This window comes from Pseudomonas iridis (assembly GCF_017980685.1).
Taxonomy (GTDB): domain Bacteria; phylum Pseudomonadota; class Gammaproteobacteria; order Pseudomonadales; family Pseudomonadaceae; genus Aquipseudomonas; species Aquipseudomonas iridis.
Map to the genome: position 1 here is coordinate 250,650 of NZ_JACXXO010000006.1, position 24,939 is coordinate 275,588.

The 24,939-nt window shown below is 59.3% G+C and carries 18 protein-coding genes; 10 read left to right on the forward strand and 8 right to left on the reverse strand.

Translation table 11 applies throughout. The annotated features are described in order from the left end of the window. The first annotated feature begins 47 nt into the window (after nucleotides 1–47). Nucleotides 48–1,601: a MocR-like pyridoxine biosynthesis transcription factor PdxR gene (gene pdxR / locus IEQ42_RS13225; protein ID WP_210703807.1), complete on the forward strand. Its 1,554-nt coding sequence runs from the start codon at nucleotides 48–50 to the stop codon at nucleotides 1,599–1,601. Here the strand turns inward: pdxR and IEQ42_RS13230 are convergent. The 3 genes from IEQ42_RS13230 to IEQ42_RS13240 all read right to left on the reverse strand — a co-directional run bounded on the left by IEQ42_RS13230 (nucleotide 1,558) and on the right by IEQ42_RS13240 (nucleotide 8,615). Then, nucleotides 1,558–6,171, reverse strand: a complete 4,614-nt coding sequence (locus IEQ42_RS13230; RefSeq protein ID WP_210703808.1) for a dermonecrotic toxin domain-containing protein — start codon at nucleotides 6,169–6,171, stop codon at nucleotides 1,558–1,560. The two genes, pdxR and IEQ42_RS13230, sit on opposite strands and share 44 nt — an antisense overlap. A 145-nt stretch (nucleotides 6,172–6,316) precedes the next feature. Continuing rightward, complete coding sequence (locus IEQ42_RS13235) at nucleotides 6,317–7,348, reverse strand: histone deacetylase family protein (protein WP_210703809.1); 1,032 nt, start codon at nucleotides 7,346–7,348, stop codon at nucleotides 6,317–6,319. Between the two features lie 271 nt (nucleotides 7,349–7,619). After that, nucleotides 7,620–8,615 carry an AraC family transcriptional regulator gene (locus IEQ42_RS13240; protein WP_210703810.1) on the reverse strand — a complete coding sequence of 332 codons (996 nt, stop codon included), beginning with the start codon at nucleotides 8,613–8,615 and terminating at the stop codon, nucleotides 7,620–7,622. Nucleotides 8,616–9,013: 398 nt separating this feature from the next. On the opposite strand from IEQ42_RS13240, the gene IEQ42_RS13245 reads away from it, so the two are divergent. Further along, complete coding sequence (locus IEQ42_RS13245) at nucleotides 9,014–9,445, forward strand: hypothetical protein (protein ID WP_210703811.1); 432 nt, start codon at nucleotides 9,014–9,016, stop codon at nucleotides 9,443–9,445. A 72-nt stretch (nucleotides 9,446–9,517) separates the two neighbouring features. On the opposite strand, the gene IEQ42_RS13250 is transcribed toward IEQ42_RS13245, so the two are convergent. The 3 genes from IEQ42_RS13250 to aspA all read right to left on the reverse strand — a co-directional run bounded on the left by IEQ42_RS13250 (nucleotide 9,518) and on the right by aspA (nucleotide 14,096). Further along, nucleotides 9,518–10,522 (reverse strand): asparaginase, encoded by a 1,005-nt coding sequence (locus IEQ42_RS13250; protein ID WP_210703812.1) that lies wholly within the window; start codon nucleotides 10,520–10,522, stop codon nucleotides 9,518–9,520. 168 nt (nucleotides 10,523–10,690) lie between these two features. Then, nucleotides 10,691–12,142, reverse strand: coding sequence for an alanine/glycine:cation symporter family protein (locus IEQ42_RS13255; protein ID WP_210703813.1), 1,452 nt, complete (start codon nucleotides 12,140–12,142; stop codon nucleotides 10,691–10,693). Between the two features lie 529 nt (nucleotides 12,143–12,671). Beyond that, entirely contained in the window at nucleotides 12,672–14,096 is a 1,425-nt protein-coding gene (gene aspA / locus IEQ42_RS13260; protein ID WP_150593401.1) for an aspartate ammonia-lyase, read from the reverse strand. Nucleotides 14,097–14,276: 180 nt separating this feature from the next. Here aspA and IEQ42_RS13265 point away from each other — a divergent pair, with 180 nt between their 5' ends. From IEQ42_RS13265 to IEQ42_RS13285, 5 genes are all read left to right on the forward strand, one after another. Next, entirely contained in the window at nucleotides 14,277–15,185 is a 909-nt protein-coding gene (locus tag IEQ42_RS13265; RefSeq protein WP_210703814.1) for a LysR substrate-binding domain-containing protein, read from the forward strand. A gap of 330 nt (nucleotides 15,186–15,515) precedes the next feature. Continuing rightward, nucleotides 15,516–16,007: a 5-(carboxyamino)imidazole ribonucleotide mutase gene (gene purE, locus IEQ42_RS13270; protein WP_007954291.1), complete on the forward strand. Its 492-nt coding sequence runs from the start codon at nucleotides 15,516–15,518 to the stop codon at nucleotides 16,005–16,007. Nucleotides 16,008–16,017: 10 nt separating this feature from the next. Then, nucleotides 16,018–17,100 carry a 5-(carboxyamino)imidazole ribonucleotide synthase gene (locus IEQ42_RS13275; RefSeq protein WP_115146657.1) on the forward strand — a complete coding sequence of 361 codons (1,083 nt, stop codon included), beginning with the start codon at nucleotides 16,018–16,020 and terminating at the stop codon, nucleotides 17,098–17,100. A gap of 112 nt (nucleotides 17,101–17,212) precedes the next feature. Next, a complete protein-coding gene (locus IEQ42_RS13280; RefSeq protein WP_016772475.1) occupies nucleotides 17,213–17,458 on the forward strand; it encodes a GlsB/YeaQ/YmgE family stress response membrane protein in 246 nt (81 codons plus the stop codon). Nucleotides 17,459–17,546: 88 nt separating this feature from the next. After that, a complete protein-coding gene (locus tag IEQ42_RS13285) occupies nucleotides 17,547–18,083 on the forward strand; it encodes a DUF3299 domain-containing protein (protein ID WP_210703815.1) in 537 nt (178 codons plus the stop codon). Nucleotides 18,084–18,205: 122 nt separating this feature from the next. Here IEQ42_RS13285 and IEQ42_RS13290 read toward each other — a convergent pair whose 3' ends face one another. After that, nucleotides 18,206–19,105: a D-hexose-6-phosphate mutarotase gene (locus IEQ42_RS13290; RefSeq protein WP_210703816.1), complete on the reverse strand. Its 900-nt coding sequence runs from the start codon at nucleotides 19,103–19,105 to the stop codon at nucleotides 18,206–18,208. Between the two features lie 58 nt (nucleotides 19,106–19,163). After that, nucleotides 19,164–19,568 carry an acyl-CoA thioesterase gene (locus IEQ42_RS13295; RefSeq protein WP_003229628.1) on the reverse strand — a complete coding sequence of 135 codons (405 nt, stop codon included), beginning with the start codon at nucleotides 19,566–19,568 and terminating at the stop codon, nucleotides 19,164–19,166. Nucleotides 19,569–19,943: 375 nt separating this feature from the next. Here IEQ42_RS13295 and IEQ42_RS13300 point away from each other — a divergent pair, with 375 nt between their 5' ends. The 3 genes from IEQ42_RS13300 (at nucleotide 19,944) to IEQ42_RS13310 (ending at nucleotide 24,929) form a co-directional block, all read left to right on the forward strand. Next, nucleotides 19,944–21,242 carry an MFS transporter gene (locus IEQ42_RS13300; RefSeq protein ID WP_210703817.1) on the forward strand — a complete coding sequence of 433 codons (1,299 nt, stop codon included), beginning with the start codon at nucleotides 19,944–19,946 and terminating at the stop codon, nucleotides 21,240–21,242. 230 nt (nucleotides 21,243–21,472) lie between these two features. Next, the gene (locus tag IEQ42_RS13305) at nucleotides 21,473–22,471 is read left to right on the forward strand and encodes a phosphate ABC transporter substrate-binding protein PstS family protein (protein WP_210703818.1); all 999 of its coding nucleotides are present in this window, start codon (nucleotides 21,473–21,475) and stop codon (nucleotides 22,469–22,471) included. Nucleotides 22,472–22,646: 175 nt separating this feature from the next. After that, nucleotides 22,647–24,929, forward strand: a complete 2,283-nt coding sequence (locus IEQ42_RS13310) for an ABC transporter permease subunit (RefSeq protein WP_210703819.1) — start codon at nucleotides 22,647–22,649, stop codon at nucleotides 24,927–24,929. Nucleotides 24,930–24,939: the final 10 nt, after the last annotated feature.

A 24,939-nucleotide genomic window follows, 5' to 3' on the forward strand; every position in this document is an offset into this window, starting at 1 on the left:
GGTCTGATGTAAGAGCCATTGATGGCCAATTTCATAGGTCCATTACCATGCCTGATTTGTCCACGTTGTCCATGCCGTTCAACCCGGCGGGCATCGAGCTTGATCGCCGTCAGGGCTTGAGCCGTCAGCTCTATCAGGCGCTGCGACTGCGTGTGCTCGACGGGCGGCTGGCCAGTGGCACGCGCCTGCCAGCCAGCCGTGATCTGGCCGCCGCGCTGGCGATTTCCCGCAACAGTGTGGTTCGGGCCTACGATCAACTCTATGCCGAAGGCTTCATTGAAGGGCGGGTGGGCGATGGCACTTACGTGGCCCAACTGCCCCGTGACCCGCTCAAGCCGAAAAAACTATCCACAAAAGTATCCACAGGGTTTTCAACAGGCTTACCCACAGCCTTATCCACAAATTCCGCAAATTCCACTGTGCTTTCATCCAGTAAAGTTATCCACAGCGGCGTTTTACAGCGGTTGCAAAACAACCATTTACCCAATCCCCCCAGTGGCCCGCCGCGCGCATTTCGGGTTGGTGTACCGGCATTTGATCTGTTTCCGTTTGACGTCTGGGCCAAGCTCAACGGGGCTTTCTGGCGCAAACCGGACCTTCAGCAGATGTGTTACGGCGACCCGGCCGGCGATGCCCGTCTGCGCAGCCTGATTGCGGCCTATCTGCGCAGTTCGCGAGGGATGCAGTGCTCGGCTGAGCAAATTGTGATCACCAGTGGCGCACAGCAGGCCATTAGTCTTTGTGCACAGCTGCTAGTGGAGCCGGGCGATGGCGTTGCGATCGAAAATCCGGGGTACCGTGCGGCCGGTCATGCATTCGCCGTGGCGGGAGGCATTCTGCGCGGGATTGGCGTGGACGGGGAGGGCATGGATTGCTCGGCACTGTCGGGCGCCAGTGATTGTCGCGTGGCTTACGTGACGCCCTCGCATCAATACCCGACAGGCGTGGTGATGAGCCTGGCGCGGCGTCTTGAACTGCTCGCCTGGGCCGAACGCACACAAGGCTGGATCGTTGAGGATGACTACGACGGCGAGTACCGTTACACCGGCGCGCCATTGGCCCCCTTGGCGGCACTCGATCAACAGGGCCGCGTGCTGTATGTCGGCACGTTCGGCAAGGTCGCATTCCCGGCGTTGCGCCTCGGTTATCTGGTGCTGCCACCGGCGCTGGTGCCAGCGTTTTCGCAACGCCGGGCGGTGGATGTCCGGCATTCCGAGGTGAGCACGCAAGCGGTGATGGCCGAGTTCATGGCGGCCGGGCATTTCCAGCGGCATATCCGCCGGATGCGCCGCGCCGCGCTGAACCGGCGCAATACGTTGCTCGATGGTTGGCCAACGGCAATCCTCGGCGTAGGTGACCTGCCGGCGGTGTCGGCCGGGCTGCACCTGACCGTGAAGGTGGAGAGCATCGACCGTGAGCAGCAACTGATCGAGCAAGCTGCGCGCGTGGATGTCGAAATCAGCGGCTTGAGCCATTACTGGCTGCCGGACTCTACGACTCCCCAGGACCAGCGCGCGGGACTGGTCCTGGGGTTCGCCGCCGTGCCGGAAGCCGCGATCAAGGCTGCGTTGGCCCGGTTGCAGCAGGCTTGGCGGGCGTGAAGAACAAGGTCTCGGCCAATTGCGTGGAAATCTCGCTGCGGTGAATATCGATGATTTGCTGATTGTTCAAACCACGCAATTCATAGGTCCCCCCTAGATGCCGCTGCGCGTTGGTTTTCAGGTGTCCGGCAAGGAATGGTGTTAGCGGCGCGCTGACACTGCTGTAGTGAAAATGCGCGTAACACACCACCTTGTTGGTTTTGATATCGCGTACTTCGTACTCGTCCAGAAAGTCATTCGGGCGACTTTTGAGTTCTCGTCGCGTAAGGATTTTGGCGATGGTCACTTCACCGTGATTTTTCAGCCACTCGACACCGGCGCCTGTCGGCATCTGCTGTTTGATCATTCTGGCCCGGGTACTGGTGCCTTTTTCATCAAGCGTCTTTGCTGCCTTCTCCAGCGCGTGACCCAGTTCTTGCGTCGGATTGTCGAGATCCGCCGTGGCATTGCGCGCCGTCAATGCCTCATCGATGTCGGCGTTGGCTTTGCGCAGCAGGGCTGCATGCCGGTGGTATTCCTCCTCGACCTCCACCGGGAGCCGCGGGCTCCGCTTGATCCGAGCGTCGGTAACCCGATGAAACTCCGCAAGGCCATCGAGCAGTGCCTGGCCGGCGCGGATACTCTTATTGAGATTGAGCCTGGACGGCGGCTTGGGGAGTTGCGTCGTCGGCGTAGCGGTGATGTGTTCCACCCAAACACCGGGTGACTCTTCCTGAAAGGTGGCGATGACCCCTGTCATGTTCGAGCGCAATTCGACCAGATCGCCTGGCCCGCCCTCAGTGGCAACTTTCGGTACACCCACGAGTGTGCCTCTGCTGCGGGTCTTGATGATTTTCCGGGTGTTCATGCCTGCAGGCCTGGACGGACCGGCTTGAGGTTCGACCAGACGTCGGTCACGCAGCAAGCCTGCCAGCTGCGTGACCGCCATGTCGCTGAACTCTTTGACCCTTTCACGTACCCGCGCAAGCCGAGAAAGGTTGAGCTGGTCCGCAAACTCGGCGGCGATATCGCCGAAACCCTGATCCACCGCGGCAAATTGCCGGGTCAGGTGATTGAGGGTATCGATCCGCTCACCGAGGTTGTGCAGACTTTCATCGGTACTCAGATTCAGCGAGCTCTGAACGTTCAGTGCTGCGCTTTCGATGAGTCGTTCCATCGCCGACTGCACCTGTGCCCTGACCGCTGTTGTGCCCGGCTTGACGCAAATCTCCTGGCCAAGAGAGATTTGCAGCAGCTTGAAATCATTCAGATCGTAGTCCGGCAGCGTTTTCCGATATTTGATCAGTAGCTCCACAGCGCCTTCGCCGAGGCGTTCAAGTTCTGCGAAGCGGGTATGGGAAGCGTCGATCTTTTCCATGATCCCTTGCGTCTGATCGCTCATTTCTTCGCAGGTTTGAATGAACAGCTGCGACGAAGATTGCCTGCGGTCTTCGATCGCCATCGTCATAGCGCGGATATTGGCCTGAAAATCCGTGCTGTTCTCTATGAGCCATTCCTGGCCGAGGAACAGTTGCATCTCCAGCCGCTCGATCATCACTGCGCGGAAATTGGGAACCTCCTGTAGCGAATTCAACTCTCTGATTTGCTTGATATTCTCACCGTACTCCTTGAGCTGTGAATCCAGCAGGTCGAGGTAGTGTTTGCGCGCTGTTTTGGCCGTTTCCGGCAGGGCGGCGTCCATGGCGGTGCGGGTTTGTGTGAGCTCAGTCAGCTTGGACGCCATCGTCAGGTCGAAGGCGCTAATAGCACTTCGGTGCTGAGAGATGCGCTGCTTGTTCTGACGCTGGACCTGCTTGCGCCGACTGCTCAGGCTGCCGCCGCTCAGGCGCAATCGCAGGTCGACGACCCATTGGCCGGCCGCGCTGCGTACCAGAAATGGTCCGGTGCCGGGAGGTTGACGGCTCGAGTCGATGATCTGCACGTGTTCATCTTCATTGATCTGCACCTGGAACCAGCGCTTGTCGACCGGCGCGTACCATTTCCCGTCATGTTGGTAGAGGTGCTGATACGGGCCCTCACTCGCCGCAGCTCCAAGCGCTTCGGGTTTGCTGACGTTGAGACGGTCCAGCAGTGCGGCGAGGCTGTGGTTCGATTGCTCTAGAGCGGCGATGGTGTTGATTGACGTTCCATGATTGGCGACCAGTTCACTGCCCGCGATGTCCGGCGCGTGTACAGCATTGATGAGCTCAGGTACGGGTTGAGGTGTCAGCGACTCCCACTCATCAACTGCACTGATGGCCTTGTGGGCGGGCTTGTGACCGACCGCTGCGCGATGGGCGAGGACCATGCCCAGTGCGAGGAGAATATCGGCAAGTGCCGACCAGGCGACTCTGCCGGATTGTTGATTGGCAGCGTCGCTGACCTCCTGCAAGTCGTCCATGATCTGCCAGATCCAGGCCGCTATTGCGACACCGCGCCCCAGAAAGGGCAGCGCCGCGTTAAAGAGCGCCCAGCCACCGCGTTTGAGGGTGGCCCAGCGAGCTTCCGCATTGGATACCGATTGGCGGTCAGCTTGAGTGATGACTGCTTGCACATTGGTCTTGTGCAGCGTTGCCAGAACATCGCTTTCGATGACGTCGGAGCCCAGCGTGACGGGCCTGGACATATCAATGAGGGTCAGCGGGTGAACCACGATCTCTGGAATGACCCACACCGAGGGAACCCTTGCTGCAAACACATACTGGCTGAAGTTGAATCGCACGCTATCGGGTAACCACGCCAATACTGATTCGCGCAGATCCTGGGAATGCTTGATTGCGTACAGCAAGTTGGTAGGACCGGGGTATTGAATCAGCGCCTTTTCGAACAGCGGTCGATAAAGCAGGCAGGGCCCTTTGTCCGGGTCGCGCGGGCCGATGACGAACATGTTGTCCACGGTGTCCGCGCGGGAGGTGCTGCGGTGGGTAACGAATGCCAGAGGGCGGATGACGATGTCCTGCCCGTCGACCTGACGATCTGCAGCGACGCTGTTCAGTGCCGCGACCACGTATCGGTAACCCAGCTCAGTGATGCCGGCTTCGCCACGGATCTTGTGTTGCAAGGCCAGCAACGGCAATTCAAGGGGTAACTGTTGGCTATAGAGATCCTGCAAAGCAGATGCCTGAGTGGCGTCGTCGAGCAGTTTTTTCTTCAGGTACGCCGGGTAAGTGCTGCCGATGTCGACGGTTTTTACCAGCTCTTCGACAAAGGTCACGGTCATCCATTGCGGTAATGCGCTGCCGTCCTTGTAGGCCACCCTTTTATTGCCCAGGGGCAGCCCCGCCAGGTTTTGCAGTGCGAGATCGAGAAGCGTCAGCGTTTTGGTCTGAAATTCGCCCGGCACTATGAACGTGCCCCAGATCACCAGGCTGACGATGGTCATCTCGATGTCGTCGAGCTTGATATCGGTTGCTGTCGGGTGCTCTTTGAGAATCTGTGCAGTCAGTGCCTCGCGTGTGAATGTCTGCAGATCGTTGACTTCGCTCTGAAACGATTTGCCCTGGTTCGCATGCTGCATCACGGTCAGATCCAGCAAATATCGGCCGTAGAGGGTCTGATCGGCAGGTGAGGCAGCGTCCAGCCACTCGGGCAGCATTGGCTTCAGTCGCTCGATGTGCGGTTTCAGGCGTGGTATCGGTTGTTGATGGTTGGCAGCGGTTCCGGCGTGAGGATAGAGCCTTTTAAGAATCGGACCTTCGAAGAAATTGATCTGGCCCAGCGCATCGGCTTCAAGGGCAATGACAGTGCAGGCCTGGTGGTTGAAGAAGTCGCCTTCAGGCTCGACAAGTCGCCAGCTCAGACCTTTGGCGCTGGCGCCTTCGCGAAACCGGTGTGGCAGGGCATTGCCGATTTCGTCCACCGAAGCGAAGCGCCGAAAGCCTTGCACCACCGAGTGAGTGAGCACCAGCGTGCGCTGCCCGAGCGTACCGATCAGCACGGCCGTATTGAGCAGCGTCGCGTGTTTGCGGGCAGCCCCTTCACCGTGATCCAGGTCAATCAGACAGGCGCGGGTCTTGTACTTGTCGTTGGTTCTTTTCCGTTTGTCCGGGTTGTTGAAAACGGCGAGGGCCATGGCTTGCTCATCGGCATCCCAGCCAAGGCTTGCGTCGACATTCCATAGTCTGCGCAAGCCATCCGACAGTTGATACCAGCGCGGGTGATTCGCAGCGGTGGTTTCGCTCCAGTAATCGATGTGTTGCTCTTTGTAGGCAACGAACAGCAGTGGCGCCAGCTCGTTGATCAGCCGGGCGATGGCACTGATTTTCACCGGCAGCTGGATTGCCGGGCTGACAGTGGGCTGCAAGGTCAGGAAGTGTTCGTCGTCGAGGTACGTCACCGTGGTGCCGGACAGGCCAAGCCGCACCAGCGCGTCGGTAAGGGATTCGAACTTATCGGCACCCGGGGTTGCATGCTCGTCAGTGATGACCCATGTCGGCGTCGCGACCATGGCCCGTTGCGGGTCGATCTCCAGGTTCGGATACAGCGTTTTGAGGGCCTGACGCAGTGTTGTTGTGGCGACTTCCCGCAACGAGGGGCCGGTCACCAGTTGGGTCAACACATCGACCGCGCTGGGTAAGGATATTTCGGGCATGGGCAATTCCTGCTCTGACTGTTGGGCACACCGGGGAAGTGGCCGAGCAGGGCAAGGTAAAGTTCGCGTCGCGACGGTGTGCGGTACATAGATCTTGCGGGCAAAAAAAGACCCGCGCGAGCGGGTCCAGGTGTTCAGCCGTTGCTCAGTGAGCGCCTTCAAAGCCCTCAAGCACGTTCACTGCGTTGATGCCGATTTCTTCCACCGCGTAGCCACCTTCCATCACGAACAGCGTCGGTTTGCCGAGCGCGGCAATACGCTTGCCCATCGCCAGGTAATCCGGGCTGTCGAGCTTGAATTGCGAGATCGGGTCATCTTTGAACGTATCGACACCCAGCGACACGACGATGATCTCGGCGCCATAACGGTCGATCTCGTTGCAGGCTTGATCCAGCGCGGCACTCCAGGTGTCCCAGCCGGAACCGGCGGGCAATGGATAGTTGAAATTGAAGCCTTCGCCGGCGCCTTCACCGAGCTCGTCTTCGTAGCCGAGGAAGAACGGAAACTCCGCTTCCGGATGGCCATGGATCGAGGTGAACAACACGTCGCTGCGTTCGTAGAAAATCGATTGGGTGCCGTTGCCGTGGTGGTAGTCGACGTCGAGGATCGCGACCTTCTTGTGGCCCTGATCAAGAAACGCCTGCGCCGCAATGGCTGCGTTGTTGAGGTAGCAATAACCACCCATCAAATCGCCGGCAGCGTGATGTCCGGGTGGGCGACACAACGCGAAGGCACTGTGTGCGCCGTGCTGGATCGCCGCTTGCGCGGTCAGTGCAACTTGCGCCGCGCTGTACGCGGCTTGCCAGGTGCCGGCGGTGATCGGTGCGCCGCCATCGAAGCTGTAGTAACCGAGTTGGCCGTGCAGGCTGGTCGGTTTGATGGCGCGCAGTGTGCGGGCTGGCCAGGTGTAGGGCAGCAAGTCGCCGTCGGTGTTGAATTCTGTCCAGCGAGCCCACGCGCCTTTGAAGAACTCGAGATAGTCACGGCAGTGAATGCGGGCGATCGGTTCGAGGCCGAAGTCCTTCGGTGCTTCGACCGGACCCAGCTGCTGGTGCTGCACGCGTTGCAGCACATGGTCGGCACGCGAGGGCATCTCGAAGCAAGGCTTGAGCTGGCCATCGATCAATTCGCAGCGGCCATGGTGCAGGTGGTGATCATCCGAGTAGATCGTCAGCATTTGTTGTTCTCCGCAGGGGCTGATTCGGTTTGCGTCCAGTGTTGCGGCGCACAGCGATTCGGAAAACGGCAGAAGAGGCCAAAAGGGGATCGATATGGCCAGAACCTCTGACCGCTATTCGCCCCTTGCTGGAGAAGGTTTGTCGTCGACATGGGCATGAAATGCAAACCCTTGTGGGAGCTGGCTTGCCAGCGATAGCGGCGTGTCCGGCAACATGAATGTTGGCTGTGCCGAAGTAATCGCTGGCAAGCCAGCTCCCACATTGAGGATATCAATGCGGTCGGAACTGACTCGGCGCGACCCCACTCCAGCGCACAAACGCATGGCGAAAGCTCGCGGTCTCGCTGAAGCCCAGGGTTTCGGCGATGCGGTAGATCGGAAGTTGATCCTCACACAGCATCTGCTTGGCTCGCTCGAAGCGCAGTTCATCGAGCAGTTCCTGATAGCTACTGCCCATGTCCTTCAGATGTCTGCGCAAAGTGCGCGGCGAGCATTTCATTTGCTGAGCCAGACCTTCCAGTCCCGGTGCGGCGTTCAACTGGGCACTGAGCAATTGGCGGATACGGCCCAACCACGCCTGACGCCCGGTGAATTCAAGGTTCTGCTTGCGGCAGCGTTCGGCCATGGCCTGGTGGGTGATGAGATCGGCCAGCGGCAGCGGTTGATCGAGCCAGTGACGGTCGAAGGCGAAGGCGTTGTCCTTGGCAGTGAAGTGCAGCGGACTGTCGAAGTGCTCGGCGTAGCTGTCGCGATAGTCCGGCGCCGCGTGTTCGAACCGCGTGGCGAGCAATGGCAACGGATGCCCGAGCAAGTCATCACAAATGACTCTCAGCGACACCAGACAAAATTCGGCATTGAACACCGCCATCGCCGGGCTCTCGCGATAATCGGCAGCGACGAACCAGACGCGCTCGCCGTCGTCCTCAAGACTCAGTTCGAAAAGTGTTCCCAACAGCGCCGGATACCGGATGGCCAGACGTAAAGCGTCACCGAAGGTGGCACAGGTGAGCAGGGCGTAACCGAGGATGCCGTAGCAGGAAACGTGCATGCGTCGACCCAGCTCCAGACCGATATCGTGCTTGAGCGCGACCGCGTTGGCGCAGACCTGCATCTCCTGATTGGTGGTGATGCGCGTGTCGGCACGGCTGAGGTCTGCCGCACCAATGCCGCTGCCGGCCAGCAACGCTTCGCTCGACAGGCCTGCGGCTTTGAAGGTGTTGAGGATCAGCGAGACGGCGTTAAGAGTGGTGAGGTGGGAGTGCAGCATAAGAAGTTTCCCGATCATGGATGGGGATACCCCAGCAATTTATGTGCCGCTCAAGACAATTTGTAAGTCGAGATTATATTGAAAGTTAAACTTTCAATCGCCGGCGAGAGATTTGCAAGTTGTGTTTTTAAAAGTTAATTATAACTCTTTGAGTAATTAGAGCAGGACATGGCGCATTTCAATTCTAAAGTTTAAACTGCGCTTGGTCTACTGTCAGAAATTACAGGTTTTTGGCGAATTATTAACCGTTTGTCGAATATTTTTATTTGTTGGTATTTTTTTTGACAGCCCCATAAGTCGGGTCTAGTTTGCCAGTGGATGTCGCCAGTTGTTTGGTGGGTGTTGCGTGTTTTTCAGTGAATATGAATTTTGACTAATGTGTCGAAAAGGAGATTTAAATGAGCCGTTCACAAGCTAAAGAATATCCGTTGGAATTTTTCAAAGGCATCAAGAAGGCGCTTCAAGGCCAGATCACTGTGGAGGTTGACGGTCAAAAGCAAACGTTTCCGGTGATTCGCGCCGAAGTCCGTGCAAATGATATTGTTTTGAACTTCGATATGAGCGGCGGAAATCCGAACCGCAATGATATTATCGGCTTGGTATTCGGCAAAGCTCATTTGAATAAGAAAGTGGAGTTTGTGGCGCCCGGCTCCCCTGTTTATCTGTTGTTTCAGGATCCTGGGCAAGAGTGGTTGGCGGCAAAGGGCTGGATTCGAATGGAGTGGCAAGAGGGCAGTAAAACAATCGCTGGATTGCTGGATAATGTGCAGGGCGATAGAGAGGGTAACTCCAAACTCACCGGCGGAAAATTTGAAGTTACATTAGATTGATTGTTTAAACCTTCCTGCATCAACTTTGCAGGAAGGTTTATTTATGGCGAGAAGTGTATTGGCCAGCGCTGGTCAGACCAGCTCGCCACACAGGTCCAGCTCAACCAGTTGACGAACGTCCTGTGTGTTAAGCCCTGCACCGAGCAGGCCGTGTAACTTGCCGAACGCTGCCTCGCGAGTCATGCCACCGCCGGACAATACGCCGACACCGCGTAAGCGACTGCCAGCCTCGTAAACATCCAGCTCGACGCCACCCTCATGGCATTGCGTCACGGCAATCACCACCACGCCGTTATCCCGCGCCCGGCCAAGGCTTGCCAGAAACTCGGGATTGTCGCTCGGCCCGGTGCCGCTGCCGTAGCACTCCAGCACCAGACCCTGAATGCCGCTGTCGAGCAAGCCGTCGAGGACTTCCGCGCTGATGCCCGGGAACAGTGGCAACACCGCAACCTTGGCCAACTGCTTCGGCTGTTTGTAGTTCAACGACGCTGGAATCGAAGGGGCTTTAATACCGCCGCCCTGACGCTCCAGACGTTTGAACGGATGACGGCCGAAGCTGCGCACTTTCGCGCAGCGGGTCGGCGCCAGGAGTTCGCCGTGGAAGTACAGATGCACGCCCGGCGCCTGGCCTTGGCCGAGGGCAACCAGCGCACCACCGAGGTTTTCCCAGGCATCGCTGTCAGTAACACCGGCCGGCAGCATGGAACCGGTGAAGCACACACGAGCATTGAGCCCCAACAACTGGAAGCTCATCGCCGCCGCGCTGTAGGCCAGTGTGTCGGTGCCGTGCAGGATCAGCACGCTGTCGCAGCCTTGCACATCCACGGCATCGACCACCGCTTCACGCAATTGCTGCCAATAGGCCGGGGTCATGTTGGCGCTGTCGATCAGCGGCGACATTTCACGAAAGCGCCATTGCGGCACGACCAGTTCTGGCTGACTGTGCAGATAGTCGCGCATCCGCGCTTCGAAACCGGACGCCGGGGCCAGGCCATTGGCGCTGGCCTGCATGCCGATGGTGCCACCGGTGTAGAGCACCATGACGTTTTGCGCGGCAGGATAGGTCGACGAATTCATGAGGATTCTCCGAAAGGATGAGGTCCTGTGGGAGCGAGCCTGCTCGCGAAAGCGGTGTGTCAGTCAATGCATGCATGAACTGCCAGATTGCATTCGCGAGCAGGCTCGCTCCCACAGTTTTCCGAACTGTAACTGACGAGCGCAGGAGATGCGCCCGTCATTCACCCATCAGCGTTGCGCTGCAGGGACGCCTTGCGGCTCGACTTCAGTCTTGCCGGCGGCGGCGGGCGGGTTGGCCGGCCAGGCTTTGCGGTCCAGGTCCAGATCCGGGAATTTGCTCGAATCGAACACCGGCGTCTTGATGCCGGCCGCACGCTGGTCATCGTAGTCACGCAGGATGCGCATGCCGATCTTGAACAGCAGGAACAGCGCGATCAGGTTCACAAACGCCAGCATGGTCATGGTGATGTCAGCGAAGGCGAACACGGTGCTGAGGTTTTCGATCGCACCCCAGAAGATCAGCACCAATACCAACACGCGGTAGCCGATCAGCGCCTTGCGGTTTTCACCGATCATGAAGCGCAGGTTGCTCTCGCCCAAGTAGTAGTTGTAGAGGATCGAGGTGAACACGAACAACGCCAGGGCGACCGAGATGAACATCCGGCCCCATTCACCCACCACAGCGGCCAGCGAGTTCTGGGTCAGGGCAATGCCATCGCCTTCGAAGCCCGGGGTGTAGAAGCCCGAGAGCAGGATCAGCAGCGCGGTGCAGGTGCAGATCACGAAAGTGTCGAGGAACACGCTGAACGCCTGAACCACGCCTTGCGCGACCGGGTGCTCGACCGAAGCCACAGCCGCCACGTTCGGCGCACTGCCCAAACCGGCTTCGTTGGCGAACACGCCACGCTTCACGCCCATGACGATGGCGCTACCGATCAGACCGCCGAATGCCTGGTCGAGACCGAATGCGCTTTTGACGATGGTCATCAACATCGCGGGTACGTGGTCGAATTGCAGCACGATCACGTAGAGGGTCACGCCGATGTACACCAGGGTTTTCACCGGTACCAACAGGTCAGCGACCTTGGCGATACGCTTGATCCCGCCGATGAACACCAGGCCCAGCAGCACTGCCAGGCCGAGGCCGGTGTAAGTGGTGTCGAGGCCGAAAGCGTTTTCCAGCGAGTGAGTCACGGCGTGAGCTTGCAGGCCGTTGAAGGCGAAACCGAAGGTCACCAGCAACAGGAACGCCATGACCATACCCAACCAGCGTTTCTGCAAACCGTGCTGGATGTAGTAGGACGGGCCGCCACGGAAGGTGCCATCAGAGTCGGTGCGTTTGTAGAGCTGGCCGAGCGAGCACTCGAAGAAGCTGCTGGACATGCCGACCAGTGCGGTTACCCACATCCAGAACACCGCACCTGGCCCACCGAGGGTCACTGCGATGCCGACACCGGCGATGTTACCTGCACCGACACGGCCGGCGAGGCTGAGCATCAGGGCCTGGAACGAGCTGAGCTGCCCGGCGCTGCTTTTCAGGCTGTCGCGGAACACCGCGAACATGTGGAAGAAGTGCCGCAATTGAACGAAACGCGAGCGAATCGTGAAGTAGCTACCGAGCCCGACAATGAGCACGATCAGTACTTTCCCTGAGAGGAAGTCGTTAATGACTTCGAGCATGGATTTTTCCTCGCTGTTTTTTGTGTAAGCAAATGCTGGATAGAAGAAACATCGTGTTACACCGGTCTGCGCACGGCACGACGGGTGAGGCGAAGGTTTCGTCCCGGATCCATTTCGCGGGTTTGTTATTAGTTCGGGTTTCGCATGGGTGATGGCCTCGTTACCGACGACCGCTCACGCGAAGAGGGGCGGCACTATACCGATCAGTGGCGCGCCCGTCTGCACGGTAGTGGTGCAAGCGACGAAACGAAGCTTTGAAACACCCGGCGTTACCGGCGCCGGGTTTGTGCGGGAACTGCTTTTTTGTGGGAGCGAGCCTGCTCGCGAAAGCGGTGTATCAGGCGCATTGGCGTTGGATGTGTCGCCTTCGCGAGCAGGCTCGCTCCCACATTGTTCAGTCCCCAGACATACGGGTCTCAGGATCAGATAGTTAAAAAAAAGGGCTTGGGGACGGATCCCCAAGCCCTCAAAAGGTGAGAGGTGTCTAGTCCCTCGACCTGGTGAGCGGTGCAACAAGTAACGCGTCGGCTCAGGCTTTGAGCGGAACCAGACGCGGAGCAATCATGTTTTCCGGGCGCAGGATGTCGGCGAGCATGGCTTCGTCGAGCAGACCTTCTTCGCGCACCAGTTCCAGCACGCCGCGGCCGCTTTCCAGCGCGATGCCGGCGATGCGGGTAGCGTTTTTGTAACCGATGTACGGGTTCAGTGCGGTGACCAGACCGATCGAGTGCTCGACCAGTTCACGGCAGCGCGCTTCGTTGGCGGTGATGCCGACGATGCAGTGCTCGCGCAGCATGTCCATGGCGCGTTGCAGCAGGCGGATCGAGTCGAAGATCTTGAACGCGATCAGCGGCTCCATCACGTTCAATTGCAGCTGGCCGCCTTCGGCTGCCATGGTCAGTGCCAGGTCGTTACCGATGACCTGGAAGGCTACCTGGTTAACGGCTTCCGGGATCACCGGGTTGACCTTGCCGGGCATGATCGAGCTGCCTGGCTGACGCGCCGGCAGGTTGATCTCGTTGATGCCGGTGCGTGGACCGCTGGAAAGCAGGCGCAGGTCATTGCAGATCTTCGACAGCTTGACCGCGGTGCGTTTGAGCATGCCGGAGAACAGCACGAAGGCGCCCATGTCGGAAGTCGCTTCGATCAGGTCGGCCGCCGGAACCAGCGGTTGACCACTGATCAGCGCCAGACGCTGTACAGCCAGCGCCTGATAACGCGGGTCGGCGTTAATGCCGGTACCGATCGCGGTGCCACCCAGGTTTACTTCAGTCAGCAGTTCCGGAGCCAGCGTCTTCAGACGGGCCAGGTCTTCGCCCATGGTGGTGGCGAACGCGCGGAATTCCTGGCCGAGGGTCATCGGTACGGCGTCTTGCAGCTGGGTACGGCCCATCTTCAGGACGTGATCGAATTCTTTACCTTTGGCCGCAAATGCCTGAATCAGGCTGTCGAGGCTGGCCAGCAGGGTGTCGTGACCCAACAGCAGACCCAGGCGGATGGCCGTCGGGTAGGCGTCGTTGGTCGACTGCGCCATGTTGACGTCGTCGTTCGGGTGCAGGTACTGGTACTCGCCTTTCTGGTGACCCATTGCTTCCAGAGCAATGTTGGCGATCACTTCGTTGGCGTTCATGTTGGTGGAGGTACCGGCGCCACCCTGAATCATGTCGACCACGAATTCTTCGTGGTAATCACCGCGGATCAATCGGGCACAGGCTTCGCTGATGGCAGCGTGCTTGGCTTCGCTCAGGTGACCCAACTCACGGTTGGCGTCAGCGGCGGCCTGTTTGACCATCGCCAGACCCACAACCAGTTTCGGGTAATGCGAAATCGGAACGCCCGAGAGGCGGAAGTTGTTCACCGCTCGCAGGGTCTGGATGCCGTAATACGCTTGAGCCGGTACTTCGAGGGCGCCAAGCAGGTCGTTTTCTGTGCGGAAAGATGCAGCGGAGGACATGATAGAAATCATCTCGATATGGACCCGGTCTGTGCCGGAACGCTGCGAATGCTAGGCTTGTGGGGAAATTTGGGCCAATGCTGTTAAGCACTGGCCTATGCACATTCGGCATAATGCCCGTGTGACGCCGCGTGCGCGGCAGACGTGTGACCTGTTTTGGTGCGTGTCCGGGAGGACGTGATGAATCTGGAAAGCAAATGGCTCGAGGACTTCAGTGCTCTGGCCGCCACCCGCAGCTTCTCGCAGGCCGCCGAACGACGTTTCGTGACTCAGCCAGCATTCAGCCGGCGGATCCGCAGCCTCGAAGCGGCGCTGGGGCTGACCTTGGTCAATCGGTCGCGTACGCCGATCGAACTGACGGCGGCGGGGCAATTGTTTCTGGTGACCGCGCGCACCGTGGTCGAGCAACTCGGCGAAGTGTTGCGTCACCTGCATCATCTGGAAGGCGGGCAGGGCGAAGTGATGCAGGTGGCCGCCGCTCACTCCTTGGCGCTGGGCTTCTTCCCGCGCTGGATCGCGCAATTGCGTAACGAAGGGCTGAACATCGCCACGCGGCTGGTCGCGACCAACGTTGGCGATGCGGTGCATGCGTTGCGTGAAGGTGGTTGTGATCTGATGCTGGCGTTCTATGATCCGGACGCGGCGATGCAGATGGACCCGGAGATTTTCCCGTCGCTGCATTTGGGCCAGACCGAAATGTTGCCGGTGTGCGCGGCGGATGCCGATGGCAAGCCGTTGTTCGATCTGGAAGGCGAAGCCAGTGTGCCGCTGCTCGCCTACAGCGCGGGGGCTTTTCTCGGACGCTCTGTGAACGGTTTGCTGCGCCAGCGTCAGCTGCGGTTTACCACCATTTATGAAACCGCCATGGCCGACAGCCTGAAAAGCATGGCGCTGGAAGGACTCGGCATTGCCTGGGTGCCGCAACTGAGCGTGCGTGCCGAACTGGCGCGTGGCGAACTGGTGGTCTGCGGCGGCCCGCAATGGCATGTGCCGCTGGAGATTCGTCTGTATCGATGCGCACTGGTGCGCAAGGCCAACGTGCGTCTGCTGTGGCGCAAGCTCGAGGGCGGCGCGGCACAAAACGCCTGAACCCATCGAATAAACCTGTGGGAGCTGGCTTGCCAGCGATTGCGGTTGGCCAGTCACCCTCAATGTTTGCTGACACGACGTCATCGCTGGCAAGCCAGCTCCCACAAGGGATTTGCGGTGTTTCTGGACTGACCTTCAGGTCAATAAAACCGGGCTTTTGCGGCAGATGACAGATGGTCGCGCAGGGGGCTGTTTATTACTTTCATTGCGGTATACTGCGCGGCCTTTGGCCGGTACGACCGGCCATTTTTCGTACAATCAAGCCACGCAACCTGCGTGGCTTGTTGTTTTTGACGCGCCTGCGGGCGCCCAGAGAGAAGAGGCGCGACGATGAGTGCACTGGTTGGCGTGATCATGGGCTCCAAGTCCGATTGGTCCACCCTTAGCCACACCGCCGATATGCTGGAAAAGCTCGGCATCCCGTACGAGGTCAAGGTGGTTTCTGCACACCGTACCCCGGATCTGCTGTTCCAGTACGCCGAAGAGGCTGAAGGTCGAGGCATCGAGGTGATTATCGCCGGTGCTGGCGGCGCAGCTCACTTGCCGGGCATGTGTGCGGCCAAGACCCACCTGCCGGTGCTGGGCGTTCCCGTGCAGTCGGCAATGCTCTCGGGCGTCGATTCACTGCTGTCGATCGTGCAAATGCCGGCCGGCATTCCGGTCGCCACCCTGGCCATCGGCAAGGCTGGCGCGATCAACGCAGCGCTGCTCTCGGCGAGTATCCTTGGCGCCAAGCATCCGCAATTCCACGCGGTGCTGAAAACCTTCCGTGCCGAGCAGACAGACAGCGTCCTGGACAATCCAGACCCACGTATTGCCTGAGGTTGTTGAGATGAAGATCGGTGTAATCGGTGGCGGCCAGTTGGGTCGCATGTTGGCCTTGGCGGGCACTCCGCTGGGCATGAACTTCGCTTTCCTCGATCCTGCGCCGGACGCTTGCGCCGCTGCGCTGGGCGAACACCTGCGGGCCGATTACGGCGATCAGGACCATCTGCGCCAATTGGCCGATGAAGTCGATCTGGTGACCTTCGAATTCGAAAGCGTCCCGGCTGAAACCGTAGCGTTTCTCTCGCAATTCGTGCCGGTCTATCCAAGCGCCGAAGCCCTGCGCATCGCGCGTGACCGCTGGTTCGAAAAGAGCATGTTCAAGGATCTGGGTATCCCGACCCCAGCCTTTGCCGACATTCAGTCACAAGCCGATCTGGATGCTGCCGTGGCTGCAATCGGTCTGCCGGCCGTGCTGAAAACCCGCACGCTGGGTTACGACGGCAAGGGTCAGAAAGTCCTGCGCAAACCTGAAGACGTGGTCGGCACTTTTGCCGAACTCGGCAGCGTTGCCTGCTTGCTGGAGGGCTTCGTGCCGTTCACCGGTGAAGTCTCGCTGATCGCCGTGCGTGCACGTGATGGCGAAACGAAGTTCTACCCGTTGGTGCACAACACCCACGACAGCGGCATCCTCAAGCTGTCGATCGCCAGCACTGATCACCCGTTGCAGGCGTTGGCCGAAGATTATTCCAGCCGTGTGCTCAAGCAGCTGGATTATGTCGGCGTGATGGCGTTCGAGTTCTTTGAAGTCGACGGTGGCCTCAAGGCCAACGAAATCGCCCCGCGCGTGCACAACTCCGGGCACTGGACCACCGAAGGCGCCGAGTGCAGCCAGTTCGAAAACCACCTGCGTGCCGTTGCCGGTCTGCCGCTGGGTTCGACGGCCAAGGTCGGCGAGAGCGCGATGCTCAACTTTATCGGCGTTGTCCCGCCGGTTGAGAAAGTCATCGCCATCGAAGACTGCCATCTGCATCACTACGGCAAGGCCTTCAAGGCCGGGCGCAAGGTCGGTCACGCCAACCTGCGCTGCGCCGACAAGGCCACGCTTGAAGCGCAGATCCTCAAGGTCGAAGCGTTGATCGCCGAGTAAAAGAGTTTCATGTGGCAGCGGCGGAACCATTCAGGGGCCGCCGTTCTCTCATGGCAGGATGCCAAAGTCTGTCTAGGCTTTGGCATAGCCAATTCACACAGAGGGAAATGCCATGGGAATTATCGGAACCATCTTTATCGGCTTGATCGTCGGCCTGCTGGCTCGGTTCCTGAAACCGGGCGATGACAGCATGGGCTGGATCATGACCATCCTGCTCGGTATCGGCGGTTCGCTGGCGGCCACCTATGGCGGCCAGGCTCTGGGCATTTATCAGGCGGGCGAGGGCGCAGGCTTCCTCGGCGCGCTGGTTGGCGCAGTCGTGTTGCTGGTGATCTACGGCCTGATCAAAAAGAACTGATTCAAAGCGACAAAGTCCTCTCCGCCATCGCGGCGGGGAGGGCTAGAATGCTCGGCGTTTCAACTTCCTTTTTTTACCGAGCTCCTTCATGCGCCGTCTCCTGTTGACTCTCCTCTTGCTGGGCAGCGGTCTGGCACACGCCAGCGAACTGCCGGAAACCGACTGGCTCGAACTGATGCCCAAGTCGGATCAAAAGGCCCTCGAGGCCATGCCTGAAATCGACCACAACTCCCCGGAAGCCACCGGCACCTTCACCGAGAAGGGCGGGATGAAGCAGGCCAAAGGTCTGCCGGCGGTCATGTACTCGACCAAAACCGTAGCGTCGATGAACGACAAGCACATCCGCATCGGCGGTTATCCGGTGCCGCTGGAATCCGACGCCAAGGGCCGCAGCACGCTGTTCTTCCTCGTGCCGTACCCGGGCGCGTGCATCCACGTGCCGCCACCGCCGCCGAATCAACTGGTGCTGGTGCGGTATCCGAAGGGTTTGAAGCTGGAAGACATCTATACGCCGCTGTGGGTGAGCGGCACGCTGAAGGTCGAGAAGGTCAGCAATGATCTGGCCGATGCGGCGTATGCGCTGGAGGCGGACAAGGTGCGGGTGGTGCAGGAATCTGATCTCTGACACCACGAAACAACTGTGGGAGCGAGCCTGCTCGCGAAAGCGGTGTGTCAGACATTTGAATGTTGACTGATACCACGCCTTCGCGAGCAGGCTCGCTCCCACATTTTGTATTGTGGTGCTGATTAGAGCGCTTTGCTGGCGACGCTGACGCCCATCGTATGGCTCGCACCCGGTGCCAGAGTCACCACATCACTCATCACATTCGCCGTCTCGATGCACAGCATGCGCTGCCAGCCATCGTTATCCATATCGCTGAGCGCCGCAGCGCGGTCGATCCAGGGGTTCCAGATCACGGCCGTCCGCGAGCCGGTAGACGTCAGCACGATGCGCCGCTCCCAGGCCGGATCGACGATGCTCAGTTGCGGTGGCGTATCGAGGTAGATGCGGTCGGTTTCCCCGGCAAAATTCAGATCGCCTTGCTGGCTGTGGGTCTTCCAGTCGTCCAGCGTCTCGATGTAGTCCAGCCCCGCCACGCCGTCGACATGCACATTGCGCACGTCGCTGACAGCAAAATAGGTATGCAGCGCCTGACTCAGGCTGACGGAGTCACTGCCACGGTTATGGCTGGTCAGGTTGAATTGCAGCTCATCCGACAGGTGCAGAGTCAGGGTCAGATCCACCTGATGCGGCCAACCCGCCAGGCCGCCTTCGGGACAGGGCAACTTGAACTCGACCTTGATCCCGTTGCTCTCGGCTTCGATGCCGCCCAGTTCCCAATCCATCGCACGCACCAGACCGTGCGCAGGGGCCGGTTGCTCACCGGTGTACATCGCCTGCACGTTCTGCGGATTGCGTTCGAACTTGCCGAACCACGGCCAGCACACCGGCACGCCGGCACGGATGCTCTTGCCGGTCTTGAACGTGGCCTTGTCGTTAAGCCAGATGATCGGCGGCTGGCCGTCGATCTGGTAACTGAGGATGTGCGCGCCTTGTTGGGCGACCAACACTTCAGCCTGACCGTGGCGAATGCGCCAGCAGTTCAGTTCATCCAGTTTCACGGCTTCAACGTTGGGCGTGGTCATGGGACAGCTCTCGATCAGACACTTGGGACGACTATCGACCGTAAAACGGCCGCGAGGTTTAACGTGCGCGTGGTGGCACCGAACGAGTGCGGCCACTACCGTCGATGGCGACGAAAACGAATACCGCTTCGGTCACCTTACGCCACTCGCTGGACAGCGGATCGTCGCTCCACACCTCGACCATCATCTGGATCGAGCTACGACCGATTTCCAGGGTCTGGGTGTAAAAGGACAATTGCGCGCCGACCGCCACAGGCACCAGAAACGCCATGCGATCAATGGCGACAGTAGCCACGCGGCCACCAGCGACACGGCTGGCCATCGCGGTGCCGGCCAAATCCATCTGCGCTACCAGCCAGCCGCCGAAAATATCGCCAAAGCCATTGGTTTCGCGTGGAAGCGCGGTGATTTGCAGGGCCAGGTCGCCTTGCGGGATCGGATCTTCTTGTTCGAGTTCTATCATGCCGGGGGGCCTCTGACCCGTGACTCTTTGTTAGTGCTGCTGGTGGTAGCCGTCTTCGGGAAAAACGATTCAGCACCGAACATACTACGTTCGTCACGTTTTCCATAAGGCGCCTAAGGAGAAACTCTGCGAAACCGGCTGCGCCGATCAAAGGGCGGGCCAACAACGTTTTCGCACAGCAACCCCCTACAAACCGGGGCAAGGTTGCGAGTATATCGGTCGGTAGACTCCACGACGACCGTCCGGTTCTGATTTCGACTGTCAAATACGCGGCTCTATGTGCTTTTTCGAACAATTTGCTATGGTGCCGAACCTGCCCAAGCCACCGCCAGCGTTGTTGTGGCGGCAGATCCGACTATAAGAGAAGCCCTTGCCATGACCACAGCGCCTTCGAGCCTCGCGCAGCCCGAGCAACCCGCACGACCGTTGACCCGCAATGACTACAAGACCCTGTCGCTGTCCGCCCTGGGGGGCGCGCTGGAATTCTACGATTTCATCATCTTCGTATTCTTCGCCACCGTAGTCGGCAAACTGTTCTTCCCGGCCGACATGCCCGAGTGGCTGCGCATGATGCAGACCTTCGGCATCTTCGCCGCCGGTTATCTCGCGCGTCCGCTGGGCGGCATCGTCATGGCGCATTTCGGCGATCTGCTGGGGCGCAAGAAGATGTTCACCCTGAGCATCTTCATGATGGCCGTACCGACCCTGATCATGGGTTTGCTGCCGACGTATGCGCAGATCGGCATGTGGGCGCCGATTCTTCTTCTATTGATGCGCGTGATTCAAGGCGCGGCGATTGGCGGTGAAGTGCCGGGGGCGTGGGTCTTCGTTTCCGAACACGTGCCGCAAAAGCATATGGGTTACGCCTGTGGCACCCTCACCAGCGGCCTGACCGCCGGAATCCTGCTTGGCTCGCTGGTCGCCACGGCGATCAACAGCCTCTATACGCCGAGCGAAGTTTCCGATTACGCCTGGCGGATTCCGTTCCTGCTCGGCGGCGTGTTTGGCCTGTTCTCGGTTTACCTGCGCCGCTGGCTGCACGAGACCCCGGTATTTGCCGAGCTGCAACTGCGCAAGGCGCTGGCCGAAGAAGTGCCGCTGCGCGCGGTGCTGCGTGATCATCGCGGGGCGATCGCGATCTCGATGCTGCTGACCTGGCTGCTGTCTGCCGGCATTGTCGTGGTGATCCTGATGACCCCGACCGTGCTGCAAACGGTCTATCACTTCTCGCCAACCACCGCGCTGCAATCCAACAGCCTGGCGATCGTATTTCTGAGTTTTGGCTGCATCATTGCTGGCGCGCTGGCGGATCGCTTTGGCGCCGGGCGCGTATTCGTGTTCGGTTGCCTGGGCCTGCTGATCAGCTCCTGGACCTTCTATCACAGCCTCGCCGATCACCCGAACTGGCTGTTCCCGCTGTATGCCCTGACCGGTTTGCTGGTCGGCACCATCGGTGCGGTACCGTATGTGATGGTCAAGGCGTTCCCGCCGGTGGTGCGCTTCAGTGGCTTGTCGTTTTCCTACAACGTGGCGTACGCAATCTTCGGTGGTCTGACGCCGATGATCGTCAGCCTGCTGCTGAAAGAAAGCCCGATGGGGCCTGCCTACTATGTGGCGGTGCTTTGCGCGGTGGGGATTGTGGTGGGGGCGTGGCTCTGGAAGAAGGGGCGCTGATCCGAAAACTCCTCGGTAGTCACGACCCTTTCGCGAGCAGGCTCGCTCCCACACTTGGAATGCGTTCCCGGTGTGGGAGCGAGCCTGCTTGCGAATGGGCACCTCGAATCATCTTTTAAAACCCGAATGCTGGCCTTTCATCCAATTGTCATATTTCAGCCATAGAGTGTTCACACGGCCTGCTGATACTTGGCCCCGACTTAACACACCCTATCTGCTAGGAGTAAGGCATGAAACTGAAGCGTTTGATGGCGGCAATGACTTTTGTCGCTGCTGGCGTTGCGACTGCCAACGCGGTTGCCGCTGTTGACCCTGCTATCCCGAGCTACACCAAGACCACTGGTGTGTCGGGCAACCTGTCCAGCGTCGGCTCCGATACCCTGGCCAACCTCATGACCCTGTGGGCTGAGAACTACAAAAAAGAATACCCGAACGTAAACATCCAGATTCAGGCCGCCGGTTCTTCGACCGCGCCACCTGCGCTGACTGAAGGCACCGCTAACCTGGGCCCGATGAGCCGCAAGATGAAGGACAACGAGCTGCAAGCCTTCGAAACCAAATATGGCTACAAGCCAACCGCTATCCCGGTTGCCGTGGACGCCCTGGCTGTATTCGTACACAAGGACAACCCGATCAAGGGTCTGACCATGGAGCAGGTCGACGCGATCTTCTCGTCCACTCGCCTGTGCGGTGCTAAAACCGACGTGAAAACCTGGGGTGACCTGGGTGTGACTGGCGACCTGGCGAACAAGCCGGTTCAGCTGTTCGGTCGTAACTCGGTATCGGGCACCTATGGCTACTTCAAAGAAGAAGCCCTGTGCAAAGGTGACTACAAGGCAAACGTCAACGAGCAACCAGGTTCGGCTTCGGTCGTGCAGTCGATCAGCTCCTCGCTGAACGGCGTTGGTTACTCGGGCATCGGCTACAAAACCGCTAGCGTGAAAACGGTAGCTCTGGCCAAGAAAGGCAGCACCGATTTCATCGAAGACACCGAAGAAAACACCCTGAACGGCAAGTATCCGCTGTCGCGCTTCCTCTACGTTTACGTCAACAAGGCCCCGAACAAGCCTCTGGCCCCGCTGGAAGCCGAGTTCGTGAAACTGATTCTGTCCAAACAGGGTCAGGAAGTGGTTGTGAAAGACGGCTACATCCCACTGCCGGCCAAGGTTGCTGCAAAAGCACTGGCTGACCTGGGTCTGCAAGAAGGCGGCGCTGTCGCCAAGAAGTAACAAATTGAGTCCGGGGTGAACCCCTTCGGACTCAGGTGAAAGGCCGGATCTGCCCGCAGACCGGCCTTTTATACACCTCTCAAATTTTCGATCCTCTGCCAGCTCCGTTGGCGGTGGATTTGCTGCGTCACTGCACTGTCATCTTTCTGTCATACAGGATCGCTAGGGTGAGCGCATGAATGATCTGGCCAATTCCAACATGACTACAAATCCTCCCAAGCGCATTGACTTCAATACGCCTGAGCTGCAACGCAAGCGCCGCATTCGCGCGCTCAAGGATCGCTTCACCCGCTGGTACGTCCTCGTTGGCGGCCTGGCGGTGCTGGTAGCCATCACCCTGATCTTTTTCTTCCTCGCCTACGTCGTCGCGCCGCTGTTCAAGGGTGCCGACCTGACCGTGAATGATGCCATCACCCCGGCCTGGATGCAGGACGCCGGAAAGCCGCTGATGATTTCGCTCGAAGAGCAGAATCACGTGGCCATGCGCGTTTCCGACAAGGGCCAGGCGCTGTTCTTCGATATCGACAGTGGCGCTGAACTGAGGCGCGTCGATCTGCCGTTGCCGGCAGGCGCAACCGTGACCTCCATTGGTAAAGACCAGCCAGGTCATCCACTGGTGGCCGTAGGCTTGTCCAACGGTCAGGCACTGGTGTTCCGTCACACCTACAAAGTCAGCTACCCCGACAGCAAGAAAACCATCAGCCCGGCTATCGAGTATCCGTACGGCAACACGCCGATCACGTTGAACGAAAGCGGCGGTGCGCTGGAGCACGTCAGCCTCAATGCCACTGATTCGACCCTGATGCTGGTGGGCTCGACCGGTTCGCAACTCAATGTGTTGTCGCTGACCAGCGAAGAAAACATGATGACTGGCGAAGTCACCAACGAGCAGAAGCGTATTGATCTGCCGCAGATGACCGAGCCGGTGAAAAACATCTTCGTCGACCCGCGCCAGCAATGGCTGTATGTGGTCAACGGTCGTGCCCAGGCTGACGTGTTCAGCCTGCGCGACAAGAGCCTCAACGGTCGTTACAAATTGCTCGAAAACGCTGACGCTGAAGTCACCGCGACCACGCAACTGGTTGGCGGTATCTCGCTGATCATCGGTGACTCCAAAGGTGGTCTGGCCCAATGGTTCATGGCCCGCGACCCCGATGGCGAGCAGCGCCTGAAGCAGATTCGTACGTTCCAGATGGGCAAGGCGCCAATCATTGAGATCACCGCCGAAGAGCGCCGCAAAGGCTTCCTGGCGCTGGATGCCGACGGCAAGCTCGGCGTGTTCCACAGCACCGCGCACCGTACCTTGCTGGTCGATCAGGTTGTTGAAGGCCAGGGCCTGTTCGGTCTGTCGCCACGCGCCAACCGCGTCATCGTCGAAGCCGGCGGCAAGCTGCAACCGCTGCTGCTCGACAACCCGCACCCGGAAGTGTCCTGGAGCGCGCTGTGGAGCAAGGTCTGGTACGAGAACTACGACGAGCCAAAATACGTCTGGCAATCGACTGCGGCCAACACCGATTTCGAACCGAAACTGAGCCTGTCGCCACTGACCTTCGGCACCCTGAAAGCCGCGTTCTACGCGATGCTGCTGGCTGCGCCGCTGGCTGTTGCCGCTGCGATCTACACCGCGTACTTCATGGCGCCGGGCATGCGCCGCAAGGTCAAACCGGTCATCGAGCTGATGGAAGCGATGCCGACGGTGATCCTCGGTTTCTTCGCCGGTCTGTTCCTCGCGCCTTATGTGGAAGGACATTTGCCGGGCATCTTCAGCCTGCTGATGTTGCTGCCGATCGGCATTCTGGTCGCCGGTTTCACCTTCAGCCGTCTGCCTGAGTCGATCCGCCTGAGAGTTCCGGATGGCTGGGAAAGTGCGTTGCTGATTCCGGTGATCCTGTTTGTGGGCTGGCTGTCGCTGTACATGAGCCCGTTCATGGAGAACTGGTTCTTCGGCGGCGACATGCGCATGTGGATCTCCCACGATCTGGGCATCACCTACGACCAGCGCAACGCTCTGGTAGTTGGCCTGGCCATGGGTTTTGCGGTGATCCCGAACATCTACTCGATCGCCGAAGACGCCGTGTTCAGCGTGCCCCGTGGTCTGACCCTCGGCTCGCTGGCCCTCGGTGCCACGCCGTGGCAGACCATGACCCGCGTGGTGATCCTCACCGCCAGCCCGGGCATCTTCTCGGCACTGATGATCGGCATGGGCCGTGCGGTCGGTGAAACGATGATCGTGCTGATGGCCACCGGTAACACCCCGGTCATGGAAATGAACCTGTTCGAAGGCCTGCGCACCCTGGCTGCCAACGTTGCGGTGGAAATGCCCGAGTCGGAAGTCGGCGGCAGCCACTACCGCGTGCTGTTCCTCTCGGCGCTGGTGCTGCTGTTGTTCACCTTCGTCATGAACACCCTGGCAGAACTGATTCGTCAGCGTCTGCGCAAGAAATACTCGTCGCTTTAAGCAAAGGTAG